The following is a 26547-nucleotide window of genomic DNA, read 5'->3' on the forward strand; positions in this document are numbered from 1 at the left end:
AGCATGCGATCGAAATTGTTCATCACAGGGCTGATTCCTGGGTAACGGTGGCAGGCGCGAACTCGGGCTTGAGCCGGCCGTTTTCGTCGAGCAACCAGGCGTCCATCACCTGGCGCACCACCGGGGCGGCGACGCCCGAGCCGGACTCCCCGTTCTCGACCATCACCGAAACCACGATCTTCGGGTCCTCGGCCGGGGCGAAGGCGACGAACAGGGCGTGGTCGCGGTGGCGCTCCTGAAGCTTGTTGCGGTCGTACTTCTCGCCCTGCTTGATTGCCACCACCTGGGCGGTACCACTCTTGCCGGCAATGCGATATTGCGAGCCGATGGCCGCCTTGCGTGCGGTACCGCGGGCATTGTGCATCACCTGCTCCATGCCATGAGTGACCTTGGCCCAGTCGGACTTGTCACGCAGCACGATGTTTTCCATGGGGTTGTCGTCCACCGGCGGCTGACCTTCGATGGTCTTGGCCAGGTGCGGGCGGTTCCACACGCCCTTGTTGGCGATCAGCGCAGTGGCCTGGGCCAGTTGCAGCGGCGTGGCCTGCATGTAGCCCTGGCCGATGCCGAGGATCAGGGTTTCGCCGGGGAACCAGGCCTGGCGGCGGGTGGCGCGCTTCCATTCACGCGATGGCATCAGCCCGGCGGATTCCTCGAACATGTCGAGGGAAACCCGCTGGCCGATGCCGAACTTGTTCATGTAGCTGGACAGCCGATCGATGCCCATCTTGTGGGCAAGGTCGTAGAAGTAGGTGTCGTTGGAGCGCATGATCGCGGTGTCCAGGTCGACCCAGCCATCGCCCGAGCGGTTCCAGTTACGGTATTTGTGGTCGTAGTTGGGCAGCTGGTAGTAGCCCGGGTCGAACACCCGGCTGCCGGCATTGACCACGCCGCTGTCCAGGCCGGCGATGGCCACCGCCGGCTTGATGGTCGAACCTGGCGGGTAAAGGCCGCGCAGCACGCGGTTGAACAGCGGTCGGTCGATCGAGTCGCGCAGTTCGGCATAGGCCTTGAAGCCGATGCCGGTGACGAACAGGTTGGGGTCGAAGCTGGGCTGGCTGACCATCGCCAGCACCTCGCCGGTACGCGGGTCGAGCGCCACCACCGCACCACGCCGCCCCCCCAGGGCAGCCTCGGCGGCCTCCTGCAGCTTGATGTCCAGGCTCAGCACGATGTCCTTGCCCGGTTTCGGGTCGGTGCGCTTGAGCACCCGCAGCACGCGGCCGCGGGCGTTGGTCTCGACTTCCTCGTAGCCTACCTGGCCATGCAGGTCGGCTTCGTAGAAGCGCTCGATGCCGGTCTTGCCGATGTGGTGGGTGCCGCTGTAGTTCACCGGGTCGAGGGTTTTCAGCTCTTTCTCGTTGATCCGCCCCACATACCCCACCGAATGGGCAAAATGCGCGCCCTGCGGGTAATGGCGCACCAGCTGGGCCACCACTTCCACGCCCGGCAGGCGGAACTGGTTCACCGCCACACGGGCGATCTGCTCTTCGTTGAGTTCGAACAGGATCGGCACCGGCTCGAACGGCCTGCGGCCCTGGCGCATGCGCTTCTCGAACAGGGCGCGGTCGTCGGGAGTCAACTCCAGCACTTCGACGATGGTATCCAGCACTTCCTGCCAGTTACCCGCACGTTCGCGGGTCATCGACAGGCTGAAGCTGGGCCGGTTGTCGGCGACGATCACCCCGTTGCGGTCGAAGATCAGCCCGCGGGTCGGCGGGATCGGCTGCACATGCACCCGGTTGTTCTCCGACAGCGTCGAGTGATAGTCGTGCTGGATGACCTGCAGGTAGTACAGACGCGCAATCAGCACGCAGATAAGCAGCATGATCGCGACTGCGCCGACCACGACGCGGTTGCGCACCAGGCGGGCGTCTTTCTCGTGGTCCTTGAGACGGATCGGCTGCGACATCGGACTGCTTACAGGCTCATTTATGGTAAGGATGCCCGGACAGCACGGTCCAGGCGCGGTAGATCTGCTCGCCGATGAGTATCCTTACCAATGGGTGCGGCAAGGTCAGCGGCGACAGCGACCAGCGTTGCTCGGCGCGCGCACAGACCTCGGGCGCCAGGCCTTCCGGGCCGCCCACCATCAAATTCACCGTGCGCGCATCCAGGCGCCAGCGGTCCAGCTCGGTCGCCAGCTGCTCGGTACTCCAGGGCTTGCCATGGACCTCGAGGGTGACGATGCGTTCCCCTGGCTGAACCTTGCTCAGCATGGCTTCGCCCTCCTGACGGATCAGGCGGGCGACGTCGGCATTCTTGCCACGGGTATTCAGCGGGATTTCCACCAGCTCCAGCGACAGCTCGGCGGGCAGGCGCTTGGCATATTCATGCCAGCCTTCCTCGACCCACTTCGGCATGCGCGAGCCGACCGCGATCAGGCGCAGACGCACAGCGCTTTCCTTATTCCCGGTCCTTGAGCTTGTCGGAGTACTCGTGGGCATGGTCCGGGCTGTGGTGCTTGCCATCGGCGGCACGGCTCTGCTCGGCACCCTGCCACAGGCGCTCCAGGTCGTAGAACTGGCGGGCAGCGGCGGTCATCATGTGCACGATGACATCGTTCAGGTCCAGCAGCACCCAGTCGCTGTCGCCCTTGCCTTCTTCACCCAGCGGCTGGGCACCCTTGGCCTTGACCGCTTCGCGGACCTTTTCCAGCATCGCATTGATCTGGCGGTTGGAAGTACCGGTGGCGATGATCATGTAGTCGGTCAGGCTGTGCTTTTCGCGCACGTCGATGACCTGAATGTCCTGGGCCTTGACGTCTTCCAGCGCTGCCTTGGTCAGGGCAACCAGTTCTTCGCCGTGGATTTTCTGCTTGGTCATATAAAACTCGTTCAACTCGTTGGATGAGGCGCCAGAGGCACCGTCAGTTAGGTGCACGATACAGTTCGTGCGCCTCGATGTAGGCCAGTACGGCGTCCGGCACCAGGAACCTCACCGATTTGCCGCTGGCCAGCAGCTGTCGGATCTGTGTAGCCGACACCGCAAGCGGCGTCTGCCAGACGAACGAAATGTTTCCCGCCGGGCCGGACAAGGCGGTGGGATCGCTCTCCGAGCGCGCAGCCAGCAGGTTGCGCAGCTCGTCAGGGGGTTCTACGTCGGCATCCGGGCGTTGCAGCACCAGGATGTGACAGTGTTGCAGCAATTCTTCCCAGCGGTGCCAGCCGGGCAGGCCACAGAAGGCATCCCAGCCCAGCACCAGGAACAACTGGTCGTCAGCGGCCAGTTCGGCGCGGATCGATTCCAGCGTGTCGATGGTGTACGACGGTTTGTCGCGCGCCAGTTCGCGGGCATCCACGCTCAGGCAGGGCACGCCCTGTACAGCGCCTTGCACCATGGCCAGGCGGTCCTGCGCGGCCACCTGCGGGGTGTCGCGGTGCGGCGGCCGGGCGTTGGGCAGCAGGCGCAGTTCGTCCAGCCCCATGAACTCGGCCACTTCCAGCGCGCTGCGCAGGTGGCCGATGTGCACGGGGTCGAAGGTGCCGCCAAGAATGCCGATGCGCCGGACTGCCTGGGCCTTGCTCAACTCAGCAGGACTCCTGGCCGCGCAGCTGGCCGTCACCGATCACCACGTACTTCTCGCAGGTCAGGCCTTCCAGGCCGACCGGGCCGCGGGCATGCAGCTTGTCGGTGGAAATGCCGATTTCCGCACCCAGGCCGTACTCGAAGCCGTCGGCGAAGCAGGTCGGGGTATTGAGCATGACCGACGCCGAGTCGACCTCGGCCATGAACTGGCGGGCTTCACCCTGGTGTTCGCTGATGATCGAATCGGTGTGATGCGAGCCATAGTGGTTGATGTGCTCGATGGCCTGGTCCAGGCCGTCGACCACACGGATCGACAGGATCGCGTCCAGGTATTCAGTGTGCCAGTCGGCCTCGGTGGCGGGCTTGGCGTCGATGATCGCCCGGGTGCGCTCGCAGCCACGCAGCTCGACGCCTTTCTCCTGGAAGCGACTGGCCATTTCCGGCAGGAAGCGCTCGGCCACCTGCTGGTCGACCAGCAGCGTTTCCATGGCACCACAGATGCCATAGCGGTAAGTCTTGGCGTTGAACGCCACGCGCCAGGCCTTGTCCAGGTCGGCGTGCTGGCTGACATAGACGTGGCAGATACCGTCCAGGTGCTTGATCACGGGCACGCGGGCATCGCGGCTGATGCGTTCGATCAGGCCACGGCCACCGCGCGGCACGATGACGTCGACGAATTCCGGCATGCTGATCAGCGCGCCCACGGCTTCGCGGTCGGTAGTCTCGACCACCTGCACCACGGCTGCCGGCAGGCCGGCGGCGGCCAGGCCACGCTGGATGCAGGTGGCGATGGCGCGGTTGGAGTGGATGGCTTCGGAGCCGCCACGCAGGATGGTCGCGTTACCCGACTTCAGGCACAGGCTGGCGGCATCGATGGTCACGTTCGGGCGCGATTCGTAGATGATCCCGATCACCCCCAGCGGCGTGCGCATCTTGCCGACCTGGATACCGGATGGGCGGTAGCTCATATCGCGGATGGCACCGACCGGGTCCGGCAGGCTGGCCACCTGGCGCAGGCCGGTGATCATGCCGTCGATACGCGCCGGGGTCAGCGCCAGGCGGTCGAGCAGCGCGGGCTCCAGGCCGTTGGCACGGCCGGCGGCCAGGTCCAGCTCGTTGGCTGCGGTCAGCTCGGCACGAGCGGCGTCCAGTGCGTCGGCGGCAGCTTGCAGGGCACGGTTCTTCTGCGCGGTGCTGGCACGGCCGATCACCCGGGAAGCCTCACGGGCAGCGCGACCCAGGCGGGTCATATAGTCAAGAACGGACTCAGTCATGGGTTCGGTGTCTTGGCGAAGGGGAAATCGGCTGATTATAACTGGCGCGCAGGTGTACGCCCAGCGGCGGGTGGCGGATGGTAGAAAATGGCTGGGGGCATTGTGTAGGAAAGATGTAACCGGGGTTATCGAAAAAACCACCATCTGTTGCGACCTTTTCGCGGGCACGCCCGCTCCCACAGGGATTTCACAAAGCCTGAACCCTATGCAGTATCTGTGGGAGCGGGCGAGCCCGCGAAAGGGCCGGCCCTGCAAACATCCCACTCGATTCAGCCTCGATTAAGCTATTCATTGCTATCATCCCCGCCGTCCCAGCCACGAACCGCCCGCATGCCAGCCTTGCCCGACAGCTTTTTCGACCGCGACGCCCAGACCCTGGCCAAGGCCCTGCTGGGCAAAGTCATCCGCCATCGCCACGGCGACCTGTGGCTGGCCGCGCGCATCATCGAGACCGAGGCCTACTACCTCACCGACAAAGGTAGCCACGCCTCGCTCGGCTACACCGAAAAGCGCAAGGCGCTGTTCCTCGATGGCGGGCACATCTATATGTACTACGCCCGCGGCGGGGACTCGCTGAACTTCAGCGCCCACGGGCCAGGCAACGCGGTGCTCATCAAGTCGGCCTATCCTTGGCAGGACGCCCGCTCGGGGCCGAACAGCCTGGCACAGATGCAACTGAACAACCCCGATGCGAGCGGCAACCTCCGCCCGCCCGAGCGCCTGTGCGCGGGGCAGACCTTGCTGTGCCGGGCCCTGGGCCTGAAGGTGCCGCACTGGGACGCCCAGCGTTTTGACGCCGAGCGCCTGTACGTGGAGGATTGCGGCAACATCGTGCCACGGGTGATCCAGGCCGCCCGCCTGGGCATCCCGCATGGCCGCGACGAGCACCTGCCCTACCGTTTCGTCGATGCCGAATACGCCCGTTTCTGCACGCGGAACCCGTTACGTCGCGGCCAAGTCGAAGGCCGCGACTTCTTCATTCTGGAACAAGGAAGCTGAACCATGGGCCAATGGCTCGACAGCCTGACTGGCTGGCTCAGCGCCAACCCGCAGTGGCTTGGCCTGGCGATATTCCTGGTGGCCTGCATCGAGTGCCTGGCCATTGCCGGCATCATCGTGCCAGGCACCGTGCTGCTGTTCGCGGTCGCGGTATTGGCCGGCAGCGGCGCCTTCAGCCTGGGCGAAACGCTGCTGCTGGGCTTTCTCGGTGGCCTGGTGGGCGATGCGTTGTCGTACACGGTGGGCAAGTACTTCCACCAGAACATTCGCAGGCTGCCCCTGCTGCGCCACCATCCGGAATGGATCGGCAGCGCCGAGGCCTACTTCCAGCGCTACGGCATCGCCAGCCTGCTGGTAGGGCGCTTCATCGGGCCGCTGCGGCCTATGCTGCCAATGGTCGCAGGCATGTTCGACATGCCGCTGCCGCGGTTCATCGCCGTCAGCCTGGTGGCCGGTGCCGGCTGGGCAGTGGCCTACCTGCTGCCCGGCTGGGCTACCGGCGCAGCCATGCGCCTGCCCTTGCCGGAAGGCTTCTGGCTGGATGCCGGGATCATCGCCGGCACCCTGGCAGTCATCATCGGGCTGAGCCTGAACACCAGCATTCGTGATCAACGCCACGGCACCCGGCTGATCGCAGGCATGAGTTTCCTGGCCTTGGCCGGGGTCTTCCTCGGCTGGCCCTACCTGCACGAGTTCGACCAGGGCGTGATGACACTGGTGCAGGAGCACCGCAGCCAGGCCATCGATGGCGCCGTGGTGCTGGTGACCCGGCTGGGCGATTTCCGCACTCAGTTATTCCTCGGCGGGCTGCTGACGGGCCTGCTGCTGCTTGCCCGGCAGTGGCGGCATGCCATGTTCGCTGCGGGCGCACTGATGGGTACGGCGTTTGCCAACGGCACGCTGAAGTGGCTGTTCGCCCGGGCCCGCCCGGAAGTGCTGAGCGACCCGCTGACCAGCTACAGCATGCCCAGTGGGCACAGCTCGGCGTCGTTTGCGTTCTTCCTGGTAATGGCAGTGCTGGCCGGTCGCGGTCAGCCGCCGCGGATGCGCCTCACCTGGGTGATGCTGGGCTGCATTCCGGCGCTGGCGATTGCCCTGTCACGGGTGTACCTCGGGGCGCACTGGCCGACCGACATCCTCGCCGGGGCATTGCTGGCGTGCTGCGTGTGCGCGCTCAGCCTGGCACTGGTGCAGCGCCACCAGACCCTGCCGGCCTTGCCGCTGCGGGTGTGGTGGCTGGTGTTGCCGGCGTGTGTCGCGTTGCTGGCGTTCTTTGCCATGCATGCGCTACCGCAGGCTTTGCTGCGGTATCAATATTGATGTCGCCAGTACCGGCCTCTTCGCGGGCTTGCCCGCTCCTACAGGTACCGCATCAGGCCCGAGAGGGCGCTATCTCTGTGGGAGCGGGCAAGCCCGCGAAGAGGTCGGTACTGGCAACACATCACTATCAGGCAAACAACTCACCCTGAATCCGCTCCAGCAGCTTCTGGATTTCCCCCAACCGCTCCTGTGGCGAGTCGAGGGTCAGCAGATCCAGCTTGTCCTCTTCCATGAAGGGCAGCAGGTAAGCCAACTGGTTGGCCAACGTCTGGCGCCCGTCCACAGGCCGCGGCATGTCCAGAGCTTCGACCATCGGGTGTTCACCCAGGGCCACCAGCAACGCCAGCAGGTCTTCGTCCGCCTCGAGCAATGGGCTGTCCGCCTGCTCCGCCAGCCATTGCACCTGTCCCACCAGCAACTGGTCCTTCTGCACCTCGGTGCTTTCCAGATTGAAGCGCCGCACGCCTTCGACGCGGATACCCAGCAAGCCGTTATCCTGCTGCACGAAGTCGCGGATCACCGCCTCGCAGCCGATCGAGGCGACCACCGGCGGCGCCTTGCCGACCTGCTCGCCTTCGAGGATGCACACCACACCAAAACCTTCCCCCCGCTTCATGCAGCGCCCGATCATATCCAGGTAGCGCGCCTCGAAAATCTGCAAATCGAGAAAACAACCAGGAAACAGCACGGTATTGAGCGGAAACAGCGGTAGCGTCATCACAAGTCCTCAAGCCACCAGGCTGACCGCCAGCGGTAGGAAAACCGCCGTGGCCACTCCCATCAGGCTCATCGCCAGCGCGGCAAAGGCGCCGCATTCGTCACTTTCCTGCAGGGCCACCGAAGTGCCCACTGCGTGCGCGGTCACGCCCAAAGACATGCCACGGGCCTCGGGGCTATGCACGCCAAAACGGCTCAGCAACGCCGGGCCGAAGATTGCCCCGATAACCCCGGTAATCAGCACGAACACCGCCGCCAAGGCAGCCACGCCGCCAATCTGCTCAGCCACCAGCATGGCGATCGGCGAAGTGACCGACTTCGGCGCCATGGTCATCAGGATCATGTGCTCGGCACCGAACCACCAGCCCAGCAACAGGCAGCACAGCGTGGCGAACAGGCCTCCGACTACCAGCGTAGTAAATGTGGGCCAGAACAGCTGTCGGATACGCCGCAGGTTGAGGTAGAGCGGCACAGCCAGGGCTACGGTGGCAGGCCCCAGCAGGATGTTCATGATTTCGGTGCTCTTGCGATATTCGCTGTAGTCGATGCCACACACCAGCAGCACGCCGATAACCAGCAGCATCGAGACCAGTACCGGCTGCAGGAAGATCCAGCGGGTCTTCTCGTAGGCTGCCAGCACCACCTGGTAGGCCCCAAGCGTGATGCCGATACCGAACAAGGGATGATGAACGACCGCATCCAGTGCGCCTTGCCAGTCGAGCATCATGGCTGCTCCTCGCTCCGGACCTGACGGTGGATGAGCTTTTGCATCAACACGCCGACGAACACCAGGGTCACCAGACAGGAGATCAGCAAGGCACCGGCAATGGCCCAGAAGTCGGCGGCGATATCTCTGGCATAAACCATCACCCCCACCGCCGGTGGCACCAGCAACAGCGGCAGGTAACGCAGCAGGCTGCTGGCGGCCTCGTTCAGCGGCTTGCCCACCTCACCACGGGCCATGAGGAAGAACAAAAGCAGCAACAGGCCGATGATCGGCCCCGGCAGAAACGGCACCAACAGATGGTTGATTGCCGTCCCCAGCAGCTGGAACAGCACCAGCCAGGTCAAACCACGCAACAGCATAAGCATCTCCCTCGGGCATGGCCGCCATTATAAGCATGTGCCGTCATATACCGATATTCGTCGAAAAACGTGCAACTTGACTGAAACGGTTCGCCGTGCTGATCTTGCACTTTCGTACCAACTGACAACCCGGAGAGTCAGCGATGCCCCATGTACCGGTTACAGAGCTTTCGCAGTACGTTGGTAAGGAACTGGGCCGCTCGGCCTGGCTGAAGATCGACCAGCAACGCATCAACCTGTTCGCCGAAGCCACGGGCGATTTCCAGTTCATCCATGTTGACCCGGAAAAGGCGGCAAAAACCCCGTTCGGCAGCACCATCGCCCACGGTTTCCTGACATTGTCGCTGATTCCCAAGCTGATCGAGGACATCCTGGTTCTGCCGGAAGGGCTGAAGATGGTGGTGAACTATGGGCTGGACAGCGTGCGGTTCATCCAGCCGGTCAAGGTCGACAGCCAGGTACGGCTGAAGGTGGACCTGGCCGAAGTGACGGAAAAGAGACCAGGGCAATGGCTGCTAAAGGCGATTGCCACGCTGGAGATCGAGGGAGAAGAGAAGCCTGCTTATATAGCTGAGTCGCTTTCCCTCTGTTTTGTCTGATGCACCACAGTTTCTGTGGGAGCGGGCATGCCCGCGAAGCAAGCACCGCGGTGGATGGCACGGGCTTCGCCCGTGTTCGCGGGCGCGCCCGCTCCCACAGGGTGCATGCCAGGATTTCAATGTTGTGCAAGGCAGTAGCCCTCACAATGTCCGTGCCCGGCCTCCTCTACAAACCCCCCGCACTCGCGTAAACTGCCAGCCTTCGCGCAGCCTAGGGCTGCCCCTGTCGATTTACCAAAGGTGCCCGCCATGCCCTGGCTGCAAGTACGCCTGGCCATCAGCCCGGAACAAGCCGAAACCTACGAAGATGCCCTGCTCGAAGTGGGTGCCGTCTCGGTCACGTTCATGGATGCCGAGGATCAACCGATCTTCGAGCCAGACCTCAACACCACTCCGCTGTGGTCGCACACCCACCTGCTGGCCCTGTTCGAGGCCGATGCCGATCCTGAGCAGGTATTCGCCCACCTGCGCCTGCTGACCGCTGCCGAACTGCCCGAGCACCAGGCCGAGGTGATCGAGGACCAGGACTGGGAACGCAGCTGGATGGACAACTTCCAGCCGATGCGCTTCGGCCGCCGCCTGTGGATCGTGCCAAGCTGGCACGAGGCCCCGGAACAGGACGCGGTGAACCTGCTGCTCGACCCGGGCCTGGCGTTCGGCACCGGTACCCACCCCACCACCGCACTGTGCCTGGAATGGCTCGACGGCCAGCAGCTCGAAGGCACCCAGGTGCTGGACTTCGGCTGCGGCTCCGGCATTCTGGCCATCGCCGCGTTGCTGCTGGGCGCCCGTGAGGCGGTCGGTACCGACATCGACGTACAGGCCATCGAGGCTTCGCGCGACAACGCCCAGCGCAACGGCATCGCCGACGAGAAGCTGGCGCTGTACCTGCCAGAGAACATGCCGGCCATGCAGGCCGATGTGCTGGTCGCCAACATCCTCGCCGGCCCGCTGGTGTCGCTGGCACCCCAACTGTCCGGCCTGGTCCGCCCAGGTGGCCTGCTGGCGCTGTCGGGCATCCTCGCCGAGCAAGGTGAGGAAGTGGCCGCAGCCTATGCCGCCGACTTCGAACTGGACCCGATCGTCGTTCGCGATGGCTGGGTGCGCATCAGTGGTCGCCGCCGTTAAGCGGGCCTAGAATACTTTTCTGCACAGCTCCCGGATTGCCGCATGACCGACAGTTTCGTCACCCAGTGCCCGCATTGCCAGACCAGCTTTCGCGTCACCCACCACCAGTTGAGCGTGGCCCGCGGTGTAGTGCGCTGCGGCCACTGCCTGCAGGTGTTCAACGCCGCCAAGCAGCTGCTGGAGCAGAACCGCGCCGGCGGAGCCAGCGCACCTGCGGTGCCGGCACCGATGCCTGCCGCCCCTGCCGAGCCGCTGGCCGAACCGGTGATCGCACCCGAGCCTGTCGCAAGCGAATCCGGCACCACCCCGGACGAGGACTGGGCGCTCACCAGCCAGGCGCTGGACGCGCTCGACCTCGACATGGAACTGGAGCGCCTGGAGCGCCGCGGCCAACCGGCCTCGGCTCGCCCGGCAAGCCAGGACGACCGCCTGCAGGCGCGGCGTGACGAACTGCACCCGGACGAACATGCCGACGACCTGTTCGGTACGGCAACCGATGAGCCGTTCGAGCCGCAACCGGCGATAGAAACCGCGCCCGTGCTGCGAGAGCCGGAGCCCTTGGAGCAGGACCTGAAGCCCGCCCCTGGCGAGCGTACCGAGCCGACGTTAGGTGGCAACCTGGACCTGGACATCGACGACGAGCCACCGGTGCACCGCGCCGCCGAAATCGATGACCACCCCGATTTCAACGAACCGCTGCGTGCCAGCGATGATGAAGCCCCGGTACAAGGCCTGAGCGCCCGCGACGACGAACCGCTGGAGCTGCACCTGTCGGCGCGCGATGACGAGCCTGTCGAGCCGCTGCCCGGCGAACGCCTGGAACCAGGCCTTGCCGGCAAAGCCGAGCGCCCGGCGCGCAAGGAGCCGCTGGTCGACGTGGTCGACGACCCGCTGCAACTGGGCTGGGAAAAACCCGCGCCCAACTGGGGCAAGCGCCTGCTGTGGGGCTTCCTGACCCTGCTGGCTGCTGGCTTGTTGGCGTTCCAGTACGTGTGGTTCCACTTCGATGAAATGGCCCGCCAGGACCAGTACCGGCCGCTCTTCCAGCAAGTCTGCCCGTTGGTCGGCTGCGAAGTGCCGACCCGCGTCGATATCGCTCGAATCAAGAGCAGCAACCTGGTAGTACGCAGCCACCCGGACTTCAAGGGCGCACTGATCGTCGATGCGATCATCTACAACCGCGCGCCGTTCGCCCAGCCGTTCCCGCTGCTGGAGCTGCGCTTCGCCGACCTCAATGGCCAGCTGATCGCCAGCCGTCGCTTCAAGCCCAGCGAATACCTGTCCGGCGAACTGGCCGGGCGCGGCGAAATGCCAAGCCAGACCCCGATCCATATCGCCCTGGACATCCTCGACCCAGGGCCGAAGGCCGTTAATTACAGCCTGAGCTTCCGTTCGCCGGAATAACCAGCAGCCCTGTGGGAGCGGGCGCGCCCGCGAACACGGGCGTAGCCCGTGCCATCCATTGCGCCGCCTGGTTCGCGGGCAGGCCCGCTCCCACAGGGGCCGCGCAAGGTCCTGGCTCCTCACCCATACCAAAAGTCATAAGCCGACAACTGTTCAGATTTTATCCAAATCCATCTTTATCCGGTCACCGAGAGCGGGTATCATGCCAACCCTTTTTCGAACTCCAAGATTCGGCCCCACAACAGGGATCACCTATGTCGGCGGTACGCATCGGCCCATACACACTACGTAACAACCTGATCCTCGCGCCCATGGCCGGGGTCACGGACCAGCCTTTCCGTACACTTTGCCAGCGCCTGGGCGCCGGCATGGTGGTGTCGGAAATGGTCTCCAGTGACATGAGCCTTTGGAACAGCCGCAAGTCGAGCCTGCGCCGCATCCATGAAGGTGATCCCGAGCCACGCTCGGTACAGATCGCCGGTGGTGATGCGCAGATGATGGCAGCGGCGGCAAAGGCCAACGTCGAAGCAGGCGCCCAGATCATTGATATCAACATGGGCTGCCCGGCAAAAAAAGTCTGCAACAAAGCCGCAGGCTCTGCTTTATTGAGAGATGAAGCCTTGGTCAGCGAGATTCTCCACGCCGTGGTCGGCGCCGTGGACGTCCCGGTGACCCTGAAGATCCGCACCGGCTGGGACCGGGCGAACAAGAACGGCCTGAACGTGGCGAAGATTGCCGAGCAGGCCGGCATCCAGGCGCTGGCGGTGCATGGCCGCACACGCGCCGACCTGTACACCGGCGAAGCCGAATACGACACCATCGCTGCCATCAAGCAGGCGGTGTCGATTCCGGTTTTTGCCAACGGCGATATCACCTCGCCAGAAAAGGCCCGGGCGGTGCTGGACGCCACCGGGGTCGATGGCCTGTTGATCGGCCGGGCCGCCCAGGGGCGGCCATGGATCTTTCGCGAGATCGAGCATTACCTGCGCACTGGCGAACACCTGCCAGCGCCGCAGCTGGAGGAAGTGGAACGCATCCTGCTGGAGCACCTGGCCGCGCTGCATGCCTTCTATGGCGATGTGATGGGCGTACGTATCGCCCGCAAGCACGTTGGCTGGTACCTGGCAACACGACCCGGCGGCAAGGAGTTTCGCTCCCGGTTCAACGCTTTGGAAGACACACAAGCGCAGTGCGCCAACGTTCGCGCGTTTTTCAGCGAACGTCGACAGAGCCTTGAGACAGAGGACGGACGAGGGGTGGCCGCATGACGATGATGACCGAGACATTTGTGAGTGGAACAACGCCCGTGAGCGACAACGCCAACCTGAAACAGCACCTCAACACGCCGAGCGAGGAGGGCCAGACCCTTCGCGACAGCGTCGAGAAGGCGCTGCACAACTACTTCGCCCACCTGGAAGGCGCGACCGTGACGGACGTGTACAACCTGGTGCTCTCCGAAGTCGAGGCGCCCCTGCTCGAAAGCGTGATGAACTACGTGAAGGGCAACCAGACCAAGGCCAGCGAGATGCTCGGACTGAACCGAGGCACCCTGCGCAAGAAGCTCAAGCAGTACGACTTGTTGTAAGCCAGAATCCCAACCAGAAAAGGCGGCTCCCTGAACAGAGGCGCCTTTTTTGCTGACTCCACCGCGTTATTGGAACCCGAAATGACCGACCAGACTACCCGCCTGCCAGTCCGCCGCGCCCTGATCAGCGTCTCCGACAAGACCGGTATCCTCGAATTCGCCCGTGAGCTGCAGCAGCTCGGTGTCGAGATCCTGTCCACCGGCGGCACCTACAAGCTGCTCAAGGACAACGGCGTCAATGCGGTGGAAGTGGCCGACTACACCGGCTTCGCCGAAATGATGGATGGCCGGGTCAAGACCCTGCACCCGAAAATCCACGGTGGCATCCTCGGCCGTCGCGGCACCGACGACGCCATCATGAACGAGCACGGCATCAAGCCGATCGACCTGGTAGCAGTCAACCTGTACCCGTTCGAAGCCACCATCTCCAAGCCTGGCTGTGACCTGCCGACCGCCATCGAGAACATCGATATCGGCGGCCCGACCATGGTCCGCTCGGCTGCCAAGAACCACAAGGACGTGGCCATCGTGGTCAATGCCAGCGACTACGCCGGCATCGTCGAAGGCCTCAAGGCCGGTGGCCTGACCTACGCCCAGCGCTTCGACCTGATGCTCAAGGCGTTCGAGCACACCGCTGCCTACGACGGCATGATCGCCAACTACATGGGCACCATCGACCAGGCCAAAGAAACCCTGAGCACTGAAGGCCGCAGCGAGTTCCCGCGCACCTTCAACAGCCAGTTCGTGAAGGCCCAGGAAATGCGCTACGGCGAAAACCCGCACCAGAGCGCGGCGTTCTACGTAGAAGCGAAGAAAGGCGAAGCCAGCGTTTCCACCGCCATCCAGCTGCAGGGCAAGGAACTGTCGTTCAACAACGTGGCCGACACCGATGCCGCGCTGGAGTGCGTGAAGAGCTTCGTCAAGCCGGCCTGCGTCATCGTCAAGCACGCCAACCCGTGCGGCGTGGCCGTGGTACCTGAAGACGAAGGCGGCATCCGCAAGGCCTACGACCTGGCCTATGCCACCGACACCGAGTCGGCGTTCGGCGGCATCATCGCCTTCAACCGCGAACTGGACGGCGAAACCGCCAAGGCCATCGTCGACCGCCAGTTCGTCGAAGTGATCATCGCCCCGAAAATTTCCCAGGCTGCCCGCGAAGTGGTTGCCGCCAAGCAGAACGTACGCCTGCTGGAGTGCGGCGAGTGGCCAGCCGAGCGCGCTGCCGGTTGGGACTTCAAGCGCGTCAACGGTGGCCTGCTGGTGCAGAGCCGCGATATCGGCATGATCACTGCCGATGACCTGAAGATCGTCACCAAGCGTGCGCCAACCGAGCAAGAGATCAACGACCTAGTGTTCGCCTGGAAAGTGGCCAAGTTCGTCAAGTCCAACGCCATTGTCTACGCCAAGCAGCGCCAGACCATCGGCGTCGGCGCCGGCCAGATGAGCCGCGTCAACTCCGCGCGCATTGCTGCAATCAAGGCCGAGCATGCCGGCCTGCAGGTGCAGGGTGCAGTCATGGCGTCGGATGCGTTCTTCCCGTTCCGTGATGGCATCGACAATGCGGCTAAAGTGGGTATCAGCGCCGTGATCCAGCCAGGTGGTTCGATGCGTGATGCCGAGGTGATTGCTGCCGCTGACGAAGCCGGCATCGCCATGGTCTTCACCGGTATGCGCCACTTCCGCCACTAAACAGATGCAGGGCCGATCGCCGGCCCTTGTAGGAGCGGCCTTGTGTCGCGATAGGGCCGCAAAGCGGCCCCAGCAATTTCTGCTGCGAAGCTGAAAACCTGGGGCCGCTACGCGCCCCTTTCGCGACACAAGGCCGCTCCTACAGGAAGCGGGATCGGCCAGACAGAATTCGAGGTTTTGACATGAAAGTTTTGATCATCGGCAGCGGCGGCCGTGAGCACGCCCTGGCCTGGAAAGTTGCCCAGGACCCACGCGTCGAGAAAGTCTTCGTTGCCCCGGGCAATGCCGGCACCGCCATTGAAGCCAAGTGCGAGAACGTCGCCATCGACGTGTGCGCCCTGGAGCAACTGGCTGACTTCGCCGAGAAGAACGTCGACCTGACCATCGTCGGCCCGGAAGCACCGCTGGTCATCGGCGTAGTCGACCTGTTCCGCAGCCGCGGCCTGGACTGCTTCGGTCCGACCAAGGGCGCGGCCCAGCTGGAAGGCTCCAAGGCCTTCACCAAGGACTTCCTGGCGCGTCACAAGATCCCGACCGCCGACTACCAGAACTTCACCGAAATCGAGCCGGCGCTGGCCTACCTGCAGGAAAAAGGCGCGCCGATCGTGATCAAGGCCGACGGCCTGGCCGCGGGCAAGGGCGTGATCGTCGCCATGACCCTGGAAGAAGCCGAAGCCGCCGTGCGTGACATGCTGGCCGGCAACGCTTTCGGCGATGCGGGCTCCCGCGTGGTGATCGAGGAGTTCCTCGACGGCGAGGAAGCCAGCTTCATCGTCATGGTCGACGGCCAGAACGTGCTGCCCATGGCCACCAGCCAGGACCACAAGCGTGTCGGCGACCAGGACACCGGCCCGAACACCGGCGGCATGGGTGCCTACTCCCCTGCCCCGGTAGTCACCGCCGAAGTTCACCAGCGCGTGATGGACCAGGTGATCTGGCCGACCGTGCGCGGCATGGCCGAGGAAGGCAACGTCTACACCGGCTTCCTCTACGCCGGCCTGATGATCGACAAGGCGGGCAACCCCAAGGTCATCGAGTTCAACTGCCGCTTCGGCGACCCAGAAACCCAGCCGGTCATGCTGCGCCTGGAGTCTAGCCTGGTATTACTGGTAGAGGCCGCCTTCGCCAAGGCGCTGGACAAGGTCGAAGCACAGTGGGATCCGCGCCCGAGCCTGGGCGTGGTACTGGCTGCCGGCGGCTACCCGGGCGACTACGCCAAGGGTGACGTGATCAATGGTCTGGACGCTGCTGCGAAGATCGAAGGCAAGGTGTTCCATGCCGGTACCGCACTCAAGGATGGCAAGGTGACTACCAACGGCGGGCGCGTGCTGTGTGCCACCGCCATGGGCAGCACCGTAGCCGACGCGCAGCAGCAGGCTTACCGCCTGGCCAAGGAAATCAGCTGGAACGGCAGTTTCTACCGCACCGATATCGGCTACCGGGCCATCGCCCGCGAACGCGGTGAGCACCAGCAGTAAGTTGTACCGGACGTCCGCAGCGCGCCCCAGCACCTTGCGCCTGCGGCATCCGGCTCGTCGACAGGGCCCCAAGGGGCCTTGCCTTCGACTTGGCGCGCCGCGCATAGTTAATACCCGGCACCTAGGCTAAGAAGGGATTTCGTAGTGCGTCGGCTTCGGATTGCCTCAGCTCTGATCGTCAGCTTGCTGACCTTGCTCTGCATGTTCCCGGCGGCGGCCGAACATGACGGAGGCTGGGCCGTTATGCTCGACGAACAGGCCAACCTGCAACTGAGCGACGTGCGCTCCGAACGTTACCGCAACCAGTTCAGCCCGCTGGTACTTGCCGACCTGGATGCCGCTCCTGCGGAACAGGCCCTGTGGCTGCACTACCGCCTGAAGCCCGGCGAGCAGGAAAAACTGCTGCGGGTTTTCGCCCCAGACCTTTCTGGCCTGGACCTCTACGCCCTCGAGGGCGACAAGCTTCTGCGTCAGCTGCACCACGGGCGCCAGGCCGGCAATGCCAGCCCGACCCTGCGTGGCAGCGACCATGTACTACCCCTGCCCAACAGCAAGCAACCGCTGGATATCTACCTGCGCCTGGTTTCCGAGCACCAGTTGCGCCCGGCCATCAGCCTGGAGCCTGCGGCCGTGGCAGCCTCCGACCAGCGCCAGCCACTGCTGTTCGGCATGCTGTTCGGCGGCCTGGTGATGCTGATCATGCACAACCTGATCCGCTTCATCTACAGCCGCTCCAGCACCACCCTGATCCTGGCGCTGTACCACGGCCTGATGCTGCTCAGCGGCCTGATCCTGCTGAACCTCAGCGGCCCCTGGTGGCACGTTTGGCATAGCGCGCAAACACCCGCCGCATACATGACGCTGGTCCTGGCCGGCCTGGCGGGGCTGGGTTTCACCCAGCATTTCTTCTCGCCATGCAACTCGCCACGGCTAAACCGCCTGCTGCAGGGCGAGATGCTGCTGGTCGGGGTGAGCGGGTTGGTGCTGCTGTTCGTCGACACCCTGCCCCTCAACCTGATGACCTATGCCCTGATGGCCCTGGGCAGCGTGAGCATGCTGTTGGTCAGCAGTTACCACTGGTACAAGGGCTATGCGCCCGCACGTCTGTTCAGCCTGGCCATGGTGGTGTTCAACCTCGGTGGCCTGGTGCTGCTGCCAGCGCTGCTGGGCCTGACCCGTACCTCGACGCCCTGGCTGCTGTGCATCCTGCTGGGCCTGACCGTGGCCAGCGGCCTGCTGCTCAACCTGGCCGTCAGTGAACGCCTGCGGCGCATTAGCGAGGAGCGCTTCAGCGCCAGCCGCGCACTGGCCGCCAGCGATGCCGAAATCAACGCCAAGGCCGAGTTCCTGGCCAAGATCAGCCACGAAATCCGTACCCCCATGAACGGTGTGCTGGGCATGACCGAGCTGCTTCTGGGCACGCCGCTGTCGGTCAAGCAACGCGACTACGTGCAGACCATTCACAGCGCCGGCAACGAACTGCTGACGCTGATCAACGAGATTCTCGACATTTCCAAGCTCGAATCCCGGCAGATCGAACTCGATGACGTGCAGTTCGACCTCAACGCGCTGATCGAAGATTGCCTGAACATCTTCCGCGCCAAGGCCGAACAGCAGAACATCGAACTGATCAGCTTCACCCAACCGCAGGTACCACGGGTGATCAGCGGCGACCCGACGCGCCTGCGCCAGGCCTTGTCGAGCCTGCTGGAGAATGCCCTGAAAAACACCGACCAGGGCGAGATCCTGCTGGTAGTGGCGCTGGACCAGCGCGGCGAGGTACCGCGCCTGCGCATCGCCGTGCAGGACAGCGGCGAACCGTTGCCGGCCGCTGACCGCGAAGCCTTGCTGCAGGCCGAGTTGCACAGCCACCACTTCCTGTCCAGCAACAAGCTGGGCGGCCACCTGGGGCTGGTCATCGCCAAGCAGCTGATCGGGCTGATGCAGGGCGAGTTCGGCATCAAGAGCAGCACTGGCATGGGCAATACCCTGTGGCTGACCCTGCCGCTGGACCCTTCGCGCCTGGAACAGCCACCGGCCGACCTCGACAGCCCGCTGCGTGATGCGCGCGTACTGGTGGTGGACGACAACGACACCTGCCGCAAGGTGCTGGTACAGCAGTGCAGCGCCTGGGGCATGAACGTCAGCGCGGTCCCGTCGGGCAAGGAAGCACTGGCCCTGCTGCGCACCAAGGCCCACCTGCGCGACTACTTCGATGCCGTGCTGCTGGACCAGAACATGCCGGGCATGACCGGCATGCAGCTGGCCGCCAAGATCAAGGAAGACCCGAGCCTGAACCACGACATACTGGTGGTGATGCTCACCGGTATCAGCAACGCGCCGAGCAAGGTCATTGCGCGCAACGCAGGGGTCAAGCGGATCCTCGCCAAGCCGGTGGCCGGCTACACACTGAAAACCACCCTGGCCGAAGAACTGGCCCAGCGCGGCCGCGAGCAAGCCGTACCGGCCAGTTTGCCTGGCATCCCCCAGGCACTGGACCTGCCCGACGACTTCCGCGTGCTGGTCGCCGAGGACAACAGCATCTCGACCAAGGTGATCCGCGGCATGCTTGGCAAGCTCAACCTCGAGCCCGACACCGCCAGCAATGGTGAAGAGGCCTTGCAGGCGATGAAGGCGCAGCGCTATGACCTGGTGCTGATGGACTGCGAAATGCCGATACTTGACGGTTTCTCGGCCACCCAGCAGCTGCGCGCCTGGGAAGCCGCCAACCAGCGCCAGCGCACCCCGGTGGTGGCGCTGACCGCGCACATACTTGCCGAACACAAGGAACGCGCCCGCCTGGCGGGCATGGACGGGCACATGGCCAAACCGGTGGAACTGTCGCAGTTGCGAGAGCTGATCCAGTACTGGGCCAATCACCGGGAAGCCAAGGTGGATCCGGTGCATAGTTCCTGACCTGTACTGGCCTCATCGCCGGCAAGCCAGCTCCCACACCGACCGCACCGATCTCAAGATATGCACAGTACCTGTGGGAGCTGGCTTGCCGGCGATTAGGCCAGTGAAGACAACCACGATCCTACTGATACACTTCCCCTCACCTTTCCTGCCAGGGGCTTCCCCATGCTCCATGAGTTGTTCAGCGTCTACCTGAAAATGCTCGTGCTCTACAGCCCGTTCTTCGTGCTGTCGTGCTTCATCAGCCTGACCCGCGGCCATTCCAGCAAGGAGCGCAAGCAGCTGGCATGGAAGGTGGCCATCGCCGCACTCATCGCCAGTGTCCTGCTGTACCTGTTCGGTCGGGCGATCTTCGGCATCTTCGGCATCACCGCCGACGCCTTCCGCATCGGCGCTGGCAGTGTGCTGTTCATTTCGGCACTGGGCATGGCCCAAGGCAAGTCTGCGGTACAGGCCGACAACGTGCAGCAGGATGTCACCATCGTGCCGCTGACCATCCCGCTCACCGTCGGCCCGGGCACCATCGGTGCACTGCTGGTAATGGGCGTCGGCCACCCGCACTGGGACGACAAGCTGTTGGCCATCATCAGCATCGCCCTGGCCAGCTTCACCGTCGGCCTGGTGCTGTACTTGTCGCACCGTATCGAGCGCATACTTGGCGACCAGGGCCTGCAGATCGTCAGCCGGCTGATGGGGCTGTTCGTCTGCGCCCTGGCTGCGCAAATCATCTTTACCGGTATCAAAGGCTACCTGGCGCCATAGCCATTGCCTAATGCAGGTCGAACCGATACTCCCCTTGTGCATCCTTGGTTTTCATCAATACCTCCAGCTCATCTCGCTGGTGTTGGAAACGCCCGTTATCCAGCTGAAAGGAAACGCCATTGAACCCGGCTTCACCCTCCAGCGCCTTTTCGACCAGCAGCATGTCCTGGGGTATGCCGGCGATCGGTGCGTCGAATTGGAAGGTAATACTGCAAAGATCGAGGGCCGGGCCCGGCTTGAGCAAACCAAGCTCGATCACCAGTTGCGAACCCTGCGTGCTGAACTTCAGCTGGTGACGAAAACCTTCGATCGATCGGCCCAGGCCACTTCTTACTGCAGCCAGCACAGCCTCATGACGGATCGAGCGCATCTTCAGCCACGCCTCGAGTGGCTGTATCTGCGCGCTGCGCGCGGGCTGCCCCAGCTGTTTCAAGTCATGCGTACTGGCCAGCTTGATCCAGCCCAGTTGCCGGTATGCCTCGCGATAGGCGTCATACCAGGCTTCATAGTTGTCAAAGCGTGACCCCGCATTCCTGTTGGCCACCAACTGGGCGTAAAGGATGGAGTCGAAGGCAGCCTGGCGTTGAATCTGGCCAGCGTCCGCGCGATACAGTAATGCCGTCCCGCCAATCAACATCAGTTGTTCAGCTGTTCTGTCCATTGCTTTGCCTCGTCACAAAGAGCCGAACAAGGCGGCGTTGCAACAACGCCGCCCTGCAATCAGATGTCGTACTGGAGAACGTTCTCGACGCTGCGCACGCCGAGTTTGTTTTCCACGGTTTCGCGGACCTTGTCGTAGACGAAAGTGTTGAGGGTGAGCACAGCCATGCCGGCGTAGTACTCGGTCTTTTCCAGCTTCCACTGGATACCCAGGATGTCATCTTCCAGTTTTGGGGCAGAGGCCTGGATGCAGCTCACCACCATGACCACATCGTTGTTGTCGGTTTCCACGCAGGCGGCCATCCCGACCATGCCCCTGACCTTGTTCTTGCGCTTGTGATCGACCACCTTGACGTCATTTTCGACGGTGGTGAGTTTGTCGAAAGCCGCCTTGGCCAGCACACCCAACTTGGTACCACCCAGCACTGCATTGCCGACCGCACCGATCGCCCGTATAGCGACAGCGCCTACGGTGACAGACAACTCGGCAGAGGTTTCCAGCTCGAAGGTGCGACGAGGGATGGTAAAGCCAAGATCACGCATGACATCGATGAACCGGTCGTACCACTCCCTGCTCTGTTTTTCGGCATCGAAGGACTTGTCAGCCACCAAGGTGGCAAAGTGGAAGGCGTTCTTTACGTCATGACGGCTTTGCGAAGACATGCCTGCGCCGCAGGCCAGCAGGTTGCCTTCGACCAGGATGGCTGTGTCGGTCGCAGTGACTTGTGTTTCTGTGGACATGTGGAAACTCCTAGATGGTTGCCCCCCGAGTCAGGGGCGACCACCTTAGCCAGCGCGCCCAGGATGCAGCGCGCTGAAGGGTTTCCGGTGCAACTAGTCAGCCGACGGGTACCAACGCGGGGTGTAGGCCCACACCCCACCCGAGAGGCGAGGAAACACGCAGGTTGTAGATGAGCCGACAAGCACCATGGTGCGCATGTCGACCATTTCCGGCAGCAGTTCGGCCAATGTGACGACCTTCAGCGTCTGCCCCGGCCTACCGATGTCACGGCCAAGGACTACAGGCGTGTTACCCTCGCGGTGCCGACGCACGACCTCCAGCGCTACCCCAAGCTGGTGCGGCCTGGCCTTGGAAATCGGGTTGTAGAATGCCAGCACCAGGTCGGCCTGGGCCGCCAGGTCCAGGCGCTTTTCAATGATCGACCACGGCTTGAGGTTGTCGGACAGCGACATCACACAGAAGTCATGCCCCAGCGGCGCGCCCGCCTGGGCGGCCGTCGCGAGCGAGGCCGACACCCCTGGCAGGATCTCGAGATCCACCCGGTGCCAAGCCGGGTCCGTGGACTCGTGCAGCGCTTCAAGTACCGCAGCCGCCATGGCGAACACCCCCGGGTCGCCCGACGAAACCACCACCACCGAACGGCCCTGGGCCGCGAGTTCGAAGGCATGCCGGGCACGCTGCATCTCTTCACGGTTGTCGGTGCAGTGCAGTACCTGGTCGTCACGGAACGGGCCGGCCATGCGCACGTAGGTTTCGTAACCGAGCACATCCTCGGCCCGCGCCAGTTCGGCCTTGACCGCCGGCACCATCAGCTCGGCTGCACCCGGCCCCAGGCCGATGACCGCCAGGCGACCCCGGCGACGACCGATCTGCGCCACCTCGACTGGGGCAGGCGCCACTGCGATGACCACGTCTGCCACCTCGATCAGCTGCGCAGCAGGCAATGCCGCGGCAACCATGCTGGCGAGATCATGCGTCCTGGCAGCAAAGCGCAAGGCAACCCCCAGGGCCTGTGCGGCCTCGTGCAGGGCGCTATCGGCCATGGCTTGCTCGTCGGCCAGCAGGCAGGCCACTGCCGGCTCGGCGATGCCGGCCTGCTGCAATGCCGACCGGATACTGGCCAGGCTACCGCCAGCAACACCCACCACCACCGAACGCGGGTGGATCAGCAGCTCGTCGCGGCTGGCCGGGCGCGCCTGGTGCCCCACATGGATGGTACGCCGGGCCGCCTCACTGGCAGGCAGCTGCGCCTGCTGCAGCCACGGCGCGTCACCTTCGATGCGCACCGCCTCGCCAGCCAGCAGGTCAGAGACGAAGCGCTTGCCTTGCTCGATATCCGCCAGCGCATAACCTTGCGGCGGGTTCAGCAGGCAAGTGCCGAAACGCAACTCGCCGCTGGTGGTGATGGCCGCAGCAACGCCCAGAGCTTCAGCGATTTCGCGCGCCATCACGTTCACACCGCCAAGGCCACCGAGCAACGGCACTACCGCGCTGCCGTCTTCGGCCACGGCCAGTACCGGCGGCTCGACACCTTTCTCGCTGAGCAGGCTGGCCAGGCTGCGGATGACGATACCCGCCGCGCACAAGGCAATGATCGGAGTGTTCTGCTGGTACAGCCCACGCAGGGTATCGCCGAACGCGGTGTAGCAAAGGTCGGCACCCTCGACCCGGCCTTCCAGGCCATGGATCGATGCTTGTGGATAACACTGCTGGATACGCTGCGCCGTGGCCAGGCTGCCCTGGCCAAGGATGACGATCGCCGGTGCCTGGTGCATGTTCAGCCCTGCCATTTTTCACCCGGCACGATGATCAGCGAGAAGTACGGCGACGACTGTGGGTCGACCTGGTCCAGCGGCACGATCTTCTGGTTGGCCATGGTCGCCCGCTCCACATACAGCGCACGCCCGTCCAGGCCCAGTTCGGCCAGCACTTCGCGCACCTTGGGGAAGTTGCGGCCAAGCTTCATGATCACCGCCGCGTCGGCGTCGGCCAGGCGACGCTTGAGCTCTTCGGCCGGCAACACGCCAGACAGCACCGACAGGCTCTGGTTGCGGTAAACCAGCGGCGCGCCCAGTACCGAGGCGCCACCGAGCATCGAGCAGACGCCGGGGATCACTTCGGCCTCGTAGCGCTGCGCCAGGCGGTCGTGCAGGTACATGTAGGAACCATAGAAGAACGGGTCGCCTTCACAGATAACCGCCACGTCGCGGCCGGCATCCAGGTGCTCGGCTACCAGCACGCTGGCCTCGTCGTAGAAGTCGCTGATCACCTGTTCATAGGACAGCGGCGCTGGCAGCGCTTCGGTGGTTACCGGGTAGACCAGCGGCAGCAGGGTCTGCTCGGGCTGCAGGTGCGCCTCGATGATGCCGAAGGCGTTGCCGCGCTTGCCCTTGGCCACGAAGTAGCCAACCACTGGCGCTTCACGCAGCAGGCGCAGGGCCTTGAGGGTAATCAGTTCTGGGTCGCCAGGGCCCACGCCCAGGCCCAGCAGACGTCCACGCGGCGCCATCATTCCACCTCCGTGGCCAAGGCGTTGACCGCAGCTGCGGCCATCGCGCTGCCGCCCAGGCGGCCCTGCATGATCACGAACGGCACGCCACGGCTGTCGGCGGCGAGCATCGCCTTGGACTCGGCGGCACCGACAAAGCCGACCGGGAAGCCGAGGATCAGTGCTGGTTTCGGGGCGCCGGCGTCGAGCATTTCCAGCAGATAGAACAGTGCGGTAGGCGCATTGCCGATCACCACCACACTGCCTTCCAGGTGCGGCCGCCACAGTTCCAGGGCCACGGCGGAACGGGTGTTGCCGGCGTCTTTCGCCAGGCCCGGTACGCTCGGGTCGCGCAGGGTGCAGATGACCTTGTTGTCGGCGGGCAGCCGGGCGCGGGTGATGCCTTCGGCGACCATGTGCGCATCGCACAGAATCGGCGCGCCGTTCAGCAACGCCTCGCGCCCGGCCCGGCCGGCGCCTTCGGAGAACTGCAGGCCATCGATGGCGTCGACCATGCCACAGGCGTGGATCACGCGCACGGCGAGCTTTTCGAGGTCTGCGGGGATCCGCTCGAGTCGGGCTTCCTCGCGGATGATCCGGAAGGAATTGCGATAGATCTCCTGACCATCGCGGATGTAGTCAATCATCAAGGTGCTCCGTCGGCAGGTCGAGCATGGCGCCTGCTTCATTCAAGGTAAGGTCGGTGGCGCGCAGGGCGCCGAAGCCCGGCTGGCGCGCATCACGCAGGTACAGGTCGTAACGGCCCGGCGCGCGGGCCAGCAGGGTGGCCGGGGCAACATGGGCCACGGCGCAGGATCGGGGGCAACCGGACAAGTGCACGCTGCCGGGCACGCCAGGGCCGAGCAGTGCAGCCAGGGTGACGGCGTCGGCCTTGGTCTCGCCCAGGGCCTTGGCACAGCCACTGGCGCCGGTACAGGCGCTTATGCGGGCCAGTGGCTCATGGTCGTGGCATAGCAGGCCCAGTGCGGACAACCCGGCCTGGGCGTGGTCGATGTGTTGCGCTTGCAGGTTGGTCAGCACCAGGCTTTGCCATGGGCTCAGGCGCAGGCTGCCATCGCCATGTTCACGGGCAACGCGCGCAGCGCCACGCAGCATGGCCGGGGTCAGGCGCCCCTGCGGCGGGGCAACGCCCAAGGCGACGCCCTGCGCCTGGGGCAGAACGCCCAGCCACGAGGCGCTGCGCGGTTCACGTCGCCATGCGAGCACGGCGGCATCGCGGCGGATGGCCAGGCCGAGCCCGTCGATGAAATCGGTTGCCGAACATACCTCGAGCAACTGGCGCATGCGCGACTGTGCCGGGGTGGCCAGGTCGAGGAAGCGCTCCAGCACCGCACGCACCAGCACCAGGCCTTGGTCCGCCGGCACCGCACCGAGCACCTGGCCGTCTGCCGGGCAACCTGCCAGGCCAAACGCCAGCCAGGTCTGCTGCCCCAGGCGCAGGGCAGACAGCCACAGGTCATGGGGGTGTTCGAGCATGGCCAGGTTTTCGCCGGCATCCAGCTGCACGGCGAACTTGGCCGACAACTGGTGAAAACGCGGGGTGCCCTCCAGCAGGTCGAGGATCTGCCCGGCCAACGGTCGAGCGTCCAGCAGAATCGCCGGGTCATGCCCGGCCAGCGGGCTGAGCATCAGGTTGCGCACATCGTCACCGGCGGCATCACGTGGGCCCAGGCCGGCAGCGAGCAGTGTCTCGACCAGGCCGCGATGGTCGCTGCCGATGCCGCGAATCTGCAGGTTGCCGCGGTTGGTGGCCTCGATCACGCCACCGGCGAAACGCTCGGCAGCCGCCGCCACTGAGTCGGCCTGGTCGGCCAGCAGCAGGCCGCCCGGCAGCTTGATGCGGCAGATGCCGCCATCACGGGCACTGACGATGCGCCACAACCCCGGGCAGGCCGAGGGACGGGGCGATACATGGGAGGCATGGGCCTGGGTCAAAGGGGCGTCCGGCAATCTGTGAAAATGCGCTTGAGTGTAGAAGGCGCGGTATTATGCCTGCTTTGTCCGGCGGCATGAAAAGCCGGTGGTCGAGCATCATCGACGATCGAGTAGAAATTCAGGACCGCGTCGCCTTCTTCGCGGGCATGCCCGCTCCCACAGGATCACCGCTGCCCTCAACGGCTGCGCTGTACCTGTGGGAGCGGGCGAGCCCGC

25 protein-coding genes are annotated in these 26547 nt (G+C 64.4%); 11 read left to right on the top strand and 14 right to left on the bottom strand.

Annotated elements, in window-relative coordinates:
* Positions 1-22: 22 nt before the first annotated feature.
* From mrdA to AC2T3R_RS23135, 5 genes are read right to left on the bottom strand one after another with little or no spacing between them, the layout of a single operon-like run.
* Positions 23-1912: a penicillin-binding protein 2 gene (mrdA, locus tag AC2T3R_RS23115; RefSeq protein WP_015271942.1), complete on the bottom strand. Its 1890-nt coding sequence runs from the start codon at positions 1910-1912 to the stop codon at positions 23-25.
* A 16-nt stretch (positions 1913-1928) separates the two neighbouring features.
* On the bottom strand, positions 1929-2396 hold the full coding sequence (gene rlmH / locus AC2T3R_RS23120) for a 23S rRNA (pseudouridine(1915)-N(3))-methyltransferase RlmH (RefSeq protein WP_003249722.1): 468 nt from the start codon (positions 2394-2396) through the stop codon (positions 1929-1931).
* 10 nt (positions 2397-2406) lie between these two features.
* Positions 2407-2826, bottom strand: coding sequence for a ribosome silencing factor (gene rsfS, locus AC2T3R_RS23125; protein WP_013974359.1), 420 nt, complete (start codon positions 2824-2826; stop codon positions 2407-2409).
* A 43-nt stretch (positions 2827-2869) separates the two neighbouring features.
* On the bottom strand, positions 2870-3529 hold the full coding sequence (nadD, locus tag AC2T3R_RS23130) for a nicotinate-nucleotide adenylyltransferase (protein WP_039613553.1): 660 nt from the start codon (positions 3527-3529) through the stop codon (positions 2870-2872).
* Between the two features lies 1 nt (position 3530).
* The gene (locus AC2T3R_RS23135; RefSeq protein ID WP_182328914.1) at positions 3531-4802 is read right to left on the bottom strand and encodes a glutamate-5-semialdehyde dehydrogenase; all 1272 of its coding nucleotides are present in this window, start codon (positions 4800-4802) and stop codon (positions 3531-3533) included.
* Between the two features lie 330 nt (positions 4803-5132).
* Here AC2T3R_RS23135 and AC2T3R_RS23140 point away from each other — a divergent pair, with 330 nt between their 5' ends.
* Both AC2T3R_RS23140 and AC2T3R_RS23145 read left to right on the top strand, forming a co-directional pair.
* The gene (locus AC2T3R_RS23140) at positions 5133-5801 is read left to right on the top strand and encodes a DNA-3-methyladenine glycosylase (protein ID WP_015271945.1); all 669 of its coding nucleotides are present in this window, start codon (positions 5133-5135) and stop codon (positions 5799-5801) included.
* A gap of 3 nt (positions 5802-5804) precedes the next feature.
* Positions 5805-7121: a bifunctional DedA family/phosphatase PAP2 family protein gene (locus AC2T3R_RS23145; RefSeq protein WP_253138685.1), complete on the top strand. Its 1317-nt coding sequence runs from the start codon at positions 5805-5807 to the stop codon at positions 7119-7121.
* A 127-nt stretch (positions 7122-7248) separates the two neighbouring features.
* On the opposite strand, the gene AC2T3R_RS23150 is transcribed toward AC2T3R_RS23145, so the two are convergent.
* The 3 genes from AC2T3R_RS23150 to AC2T3R_RS23160 are packed head-to-tail and all read right to left on the bottom strand — an operon-like array spanning position 7249 to position 8924.
* Entirely contained in the window at positions 7249-7839 is a 591-nt protein-coding gene (locus AC2T3R_RS23150) for an LON peptidase substrate-binding domain-containing protein (RefSeq protein WP_486744316.1), read from the bottom strand.
* A 9-nt stretch (positions 7840-7848) separates the two neighbouring features.
* Positions 7849-8565 carry an LrgB family protein gene (locus AC2T3R_RS23155; RefSeq protein ID WP_013974365.1) on the bottom strand — a complete coding sequence of 239 codons (717 nt, stop codon included), beginning with the start codon at positions 8563-8565 and terminating at the stop codon, positions 7849-7851.
* Complete coding sequence (locus AC2T3R_RS23160; RefSeq protein WP_061550643.1) at positions 8562-8924, bottom strand: CidA/LrgA family protein; 363 nt, start codon at positions 8922-8924, stop codon at positions 8562-8564. The genes AC2T3R_RS23155 and AC2T3R_RS23160 overlap by 4 nt, the downstream gene beginning before the upstream one ends.
* A 143-nt stretch (positions 8925-9067) precedes the next feature.
* On the opposite strand from AC2T3R_RS23160, the gene AC2T3R_RS23165 reads away from it, so the two are divergent.
* The 9 genes from AC2T3R_RS23165 (at position 9068) to AC2T3R_RS23205 (ending at position 20485) form a co-directional block, all read left to right on the top strand.
* Positions 9068-9523, top strand: coding sequence for a MaoC family dehydratase (locus AC2T3R_RS23165; protein ID WP_023662892.1), 456 nt, complete (start codon positions 9068-9070; stop codon positions 9521-9523).
* A 249-nt stretch (positions 9524-9772) separates the two neighbouring features.
* A complete protein-coding gene (gene prmA / locus AC2T3R_RS23170) occupies positions 9773-10651 on the top strand; it encodes a 50S ribosomal protein L11 methyltransferase (protein WP_015271949.1) in 879 nt (292 codons plus the stop codon).
* 42 nt (positions 10652-10693) lie between these two features.
* Positions 10694-12055 (top strand): DUF3426 domain-containing protein, encoded by a 1362-nt coding sequence (locus AC2T3R_RS23175; protein WP_041506366.1) that lies wholly within the window; start codon positions 10694-10696, stop codon positions 12053-12055.
* Positions 12056-12309: 254 nt separating this feature from the next.
* Complete coding sequence (gene dusB, locus AC2T3R_RS23180) at positions 12310-13323, top strand: tRNA dihydrouridine synthase DusB (protein ID WP_023662385.1); 1014 nt, start codon at positions 12310-12312, stop codon at positions 13321-13323.
* Positions 13320-13640 (top strand): DNA-binding transcriptional regulator Fis, encoded by a 321-nt coding sequence (fis, locus tag AC2T3R_RS23185; RefSeq protein ID WP_012274390.1) that lies wholly within the window; start codon positions 13320-13322, stop codon positions 13638-13640. The genes dusB and fis overlap by 4 nt, the downstream gene beginning before the upstream one ends.
* Before the next feature lie 81 nt (positions 13641-13721).
* The gene (purH, locus tag AC2T3R_RS23190) at positions 13722-15329 is read left to right on the top strand and encodes a bifunctional phosphoribosylaminoimidazolecarboxamide formyltransferase/IMP cyclohydrolase (RefSeq protein WP_123084730.1); all 1608 of its coding nucleotides are present in this window, start codon (positions 13722-13724) and stop codon (positions 15327-15329) included.
* A 182-nt stretch (positions 15330-15511) separates the two neighbouring features.
* Positions 15512-16807, top strand: a complete 1296-nt coding sequence (gene purD / locus AC2T3R_RS23195; RefSeq protein WP_013974372.1) for a phosphoribosylamine--glycine ligase — start codon at positions 15512-15514, stop codon at positions 16805-16807.
* 144 nt (positions 16808-16951) lie between these two features.
* Positions 16952-19723: a hybrid sensor histidine kinase/response regulator gene (locus AC2T3R_RS23200; protein WP_486744317.1), complete on the top strand. Its 2772-nt coding sequence runs from the start codon at positions 16952-16954 to the stop codon at positions 19721-19723.
* A gap of 165 nt (positions 19724-19888) precedes the next feature.
* On the top strand, positions 19889-20485 hold the full coding sequence (locus AC2T3R_RS23205; RefSeq protein ID WP_013974374.1) for a MarC family protein: 597 nt from the start codon (positions 19889-19891) through the stop codon (positions 20483-20485).
* 7 nt (positions 20486-20492) lie between these two features.
* Here the strand turns inward: AC2T3R_RS23205 and AC2T3R_RS23210 are convergent, their stop codons facing one another.
* The 6 genes from AC2T3R_RS23210 to cobG form a co-directional block, all read right to left on the bottom strand.
* On the bottom strand, positions 20493-21146 hold the full coding sequence (locus tag AC2T3R_RS23210) for a hypothetical protein (protein WP_486744318.1): 654 nt from the start codon (positions 21144-21146) through the stop codon (positions 20493-20495).
* Positions 21147-21205: 59 nt separating this feature from the next.
* Positions 21206-21886 carry a hypothetical protein gene (locus tag AC2T3R_RS23215; RefSeq protein ID WP_061303513.1) on the bottom strand — a complete coding sequence of 227 codons (681 nt, stop codon included), beginning with the start codon at positions 21884-21886 and terminating at the stop codon, positions 21206-21208.
* Between the two features lie 93 nt (positions 21887-21979).
* A complete protein-coding gene (gene cobJ / locus AC2T3R_RS23220; protein WP_410952279.1) occupies positions 21980-23677 on the bottom strand; it encodes a precorrin-3B C(17)-methyltransferase in 1698 nt (565 codons plus the stop codon).
* Positions 23665-24399, bottom strand: coding sequence for a precorrin-2 C(20)-methyltransferase (locus AC2T3R_RS23225; RefSeq protein ID WP_410952278.1), 735 nt, complete (start codon positions 24397-24399; stop codon positions 23665-23667). Before AC2T3R_RS23225 ends, cobJ begins: the two co-directional genes overlap by 13 nt.
* Entirely contained in the window at positions 24396-25022 is a 627-nt protein-coding gene (locus AC2T3R_RS23230; protein WP_003257545.1) for a precorrin-8X methylmutase, read from the bottom strand. Before AC2T3R_RS23230 ends, AC2T3R_RS23225 begins: the two co-directional genes overlap by 4 nt.
* Positions 25015-26346, bottom strand: a complete 1332-nt coding sequence (gene cobG / locus AC2T3R_RS23235) for a precorrin-3B synthase (protein ID WP_486744319.1) — start codon at positions 26344-26346, stop codon at positions 25015-25017. The genes AC2T3R_RS23230 and cobG overlap by 8 nt, the downstream gene beginning before the upstream one ends.
* Positions 26347-26547: the final 201 nt, after the last annotated feature.

This window comes from Pseudomonas sp. PVC-5-1, from assembly GCF_057444345.1.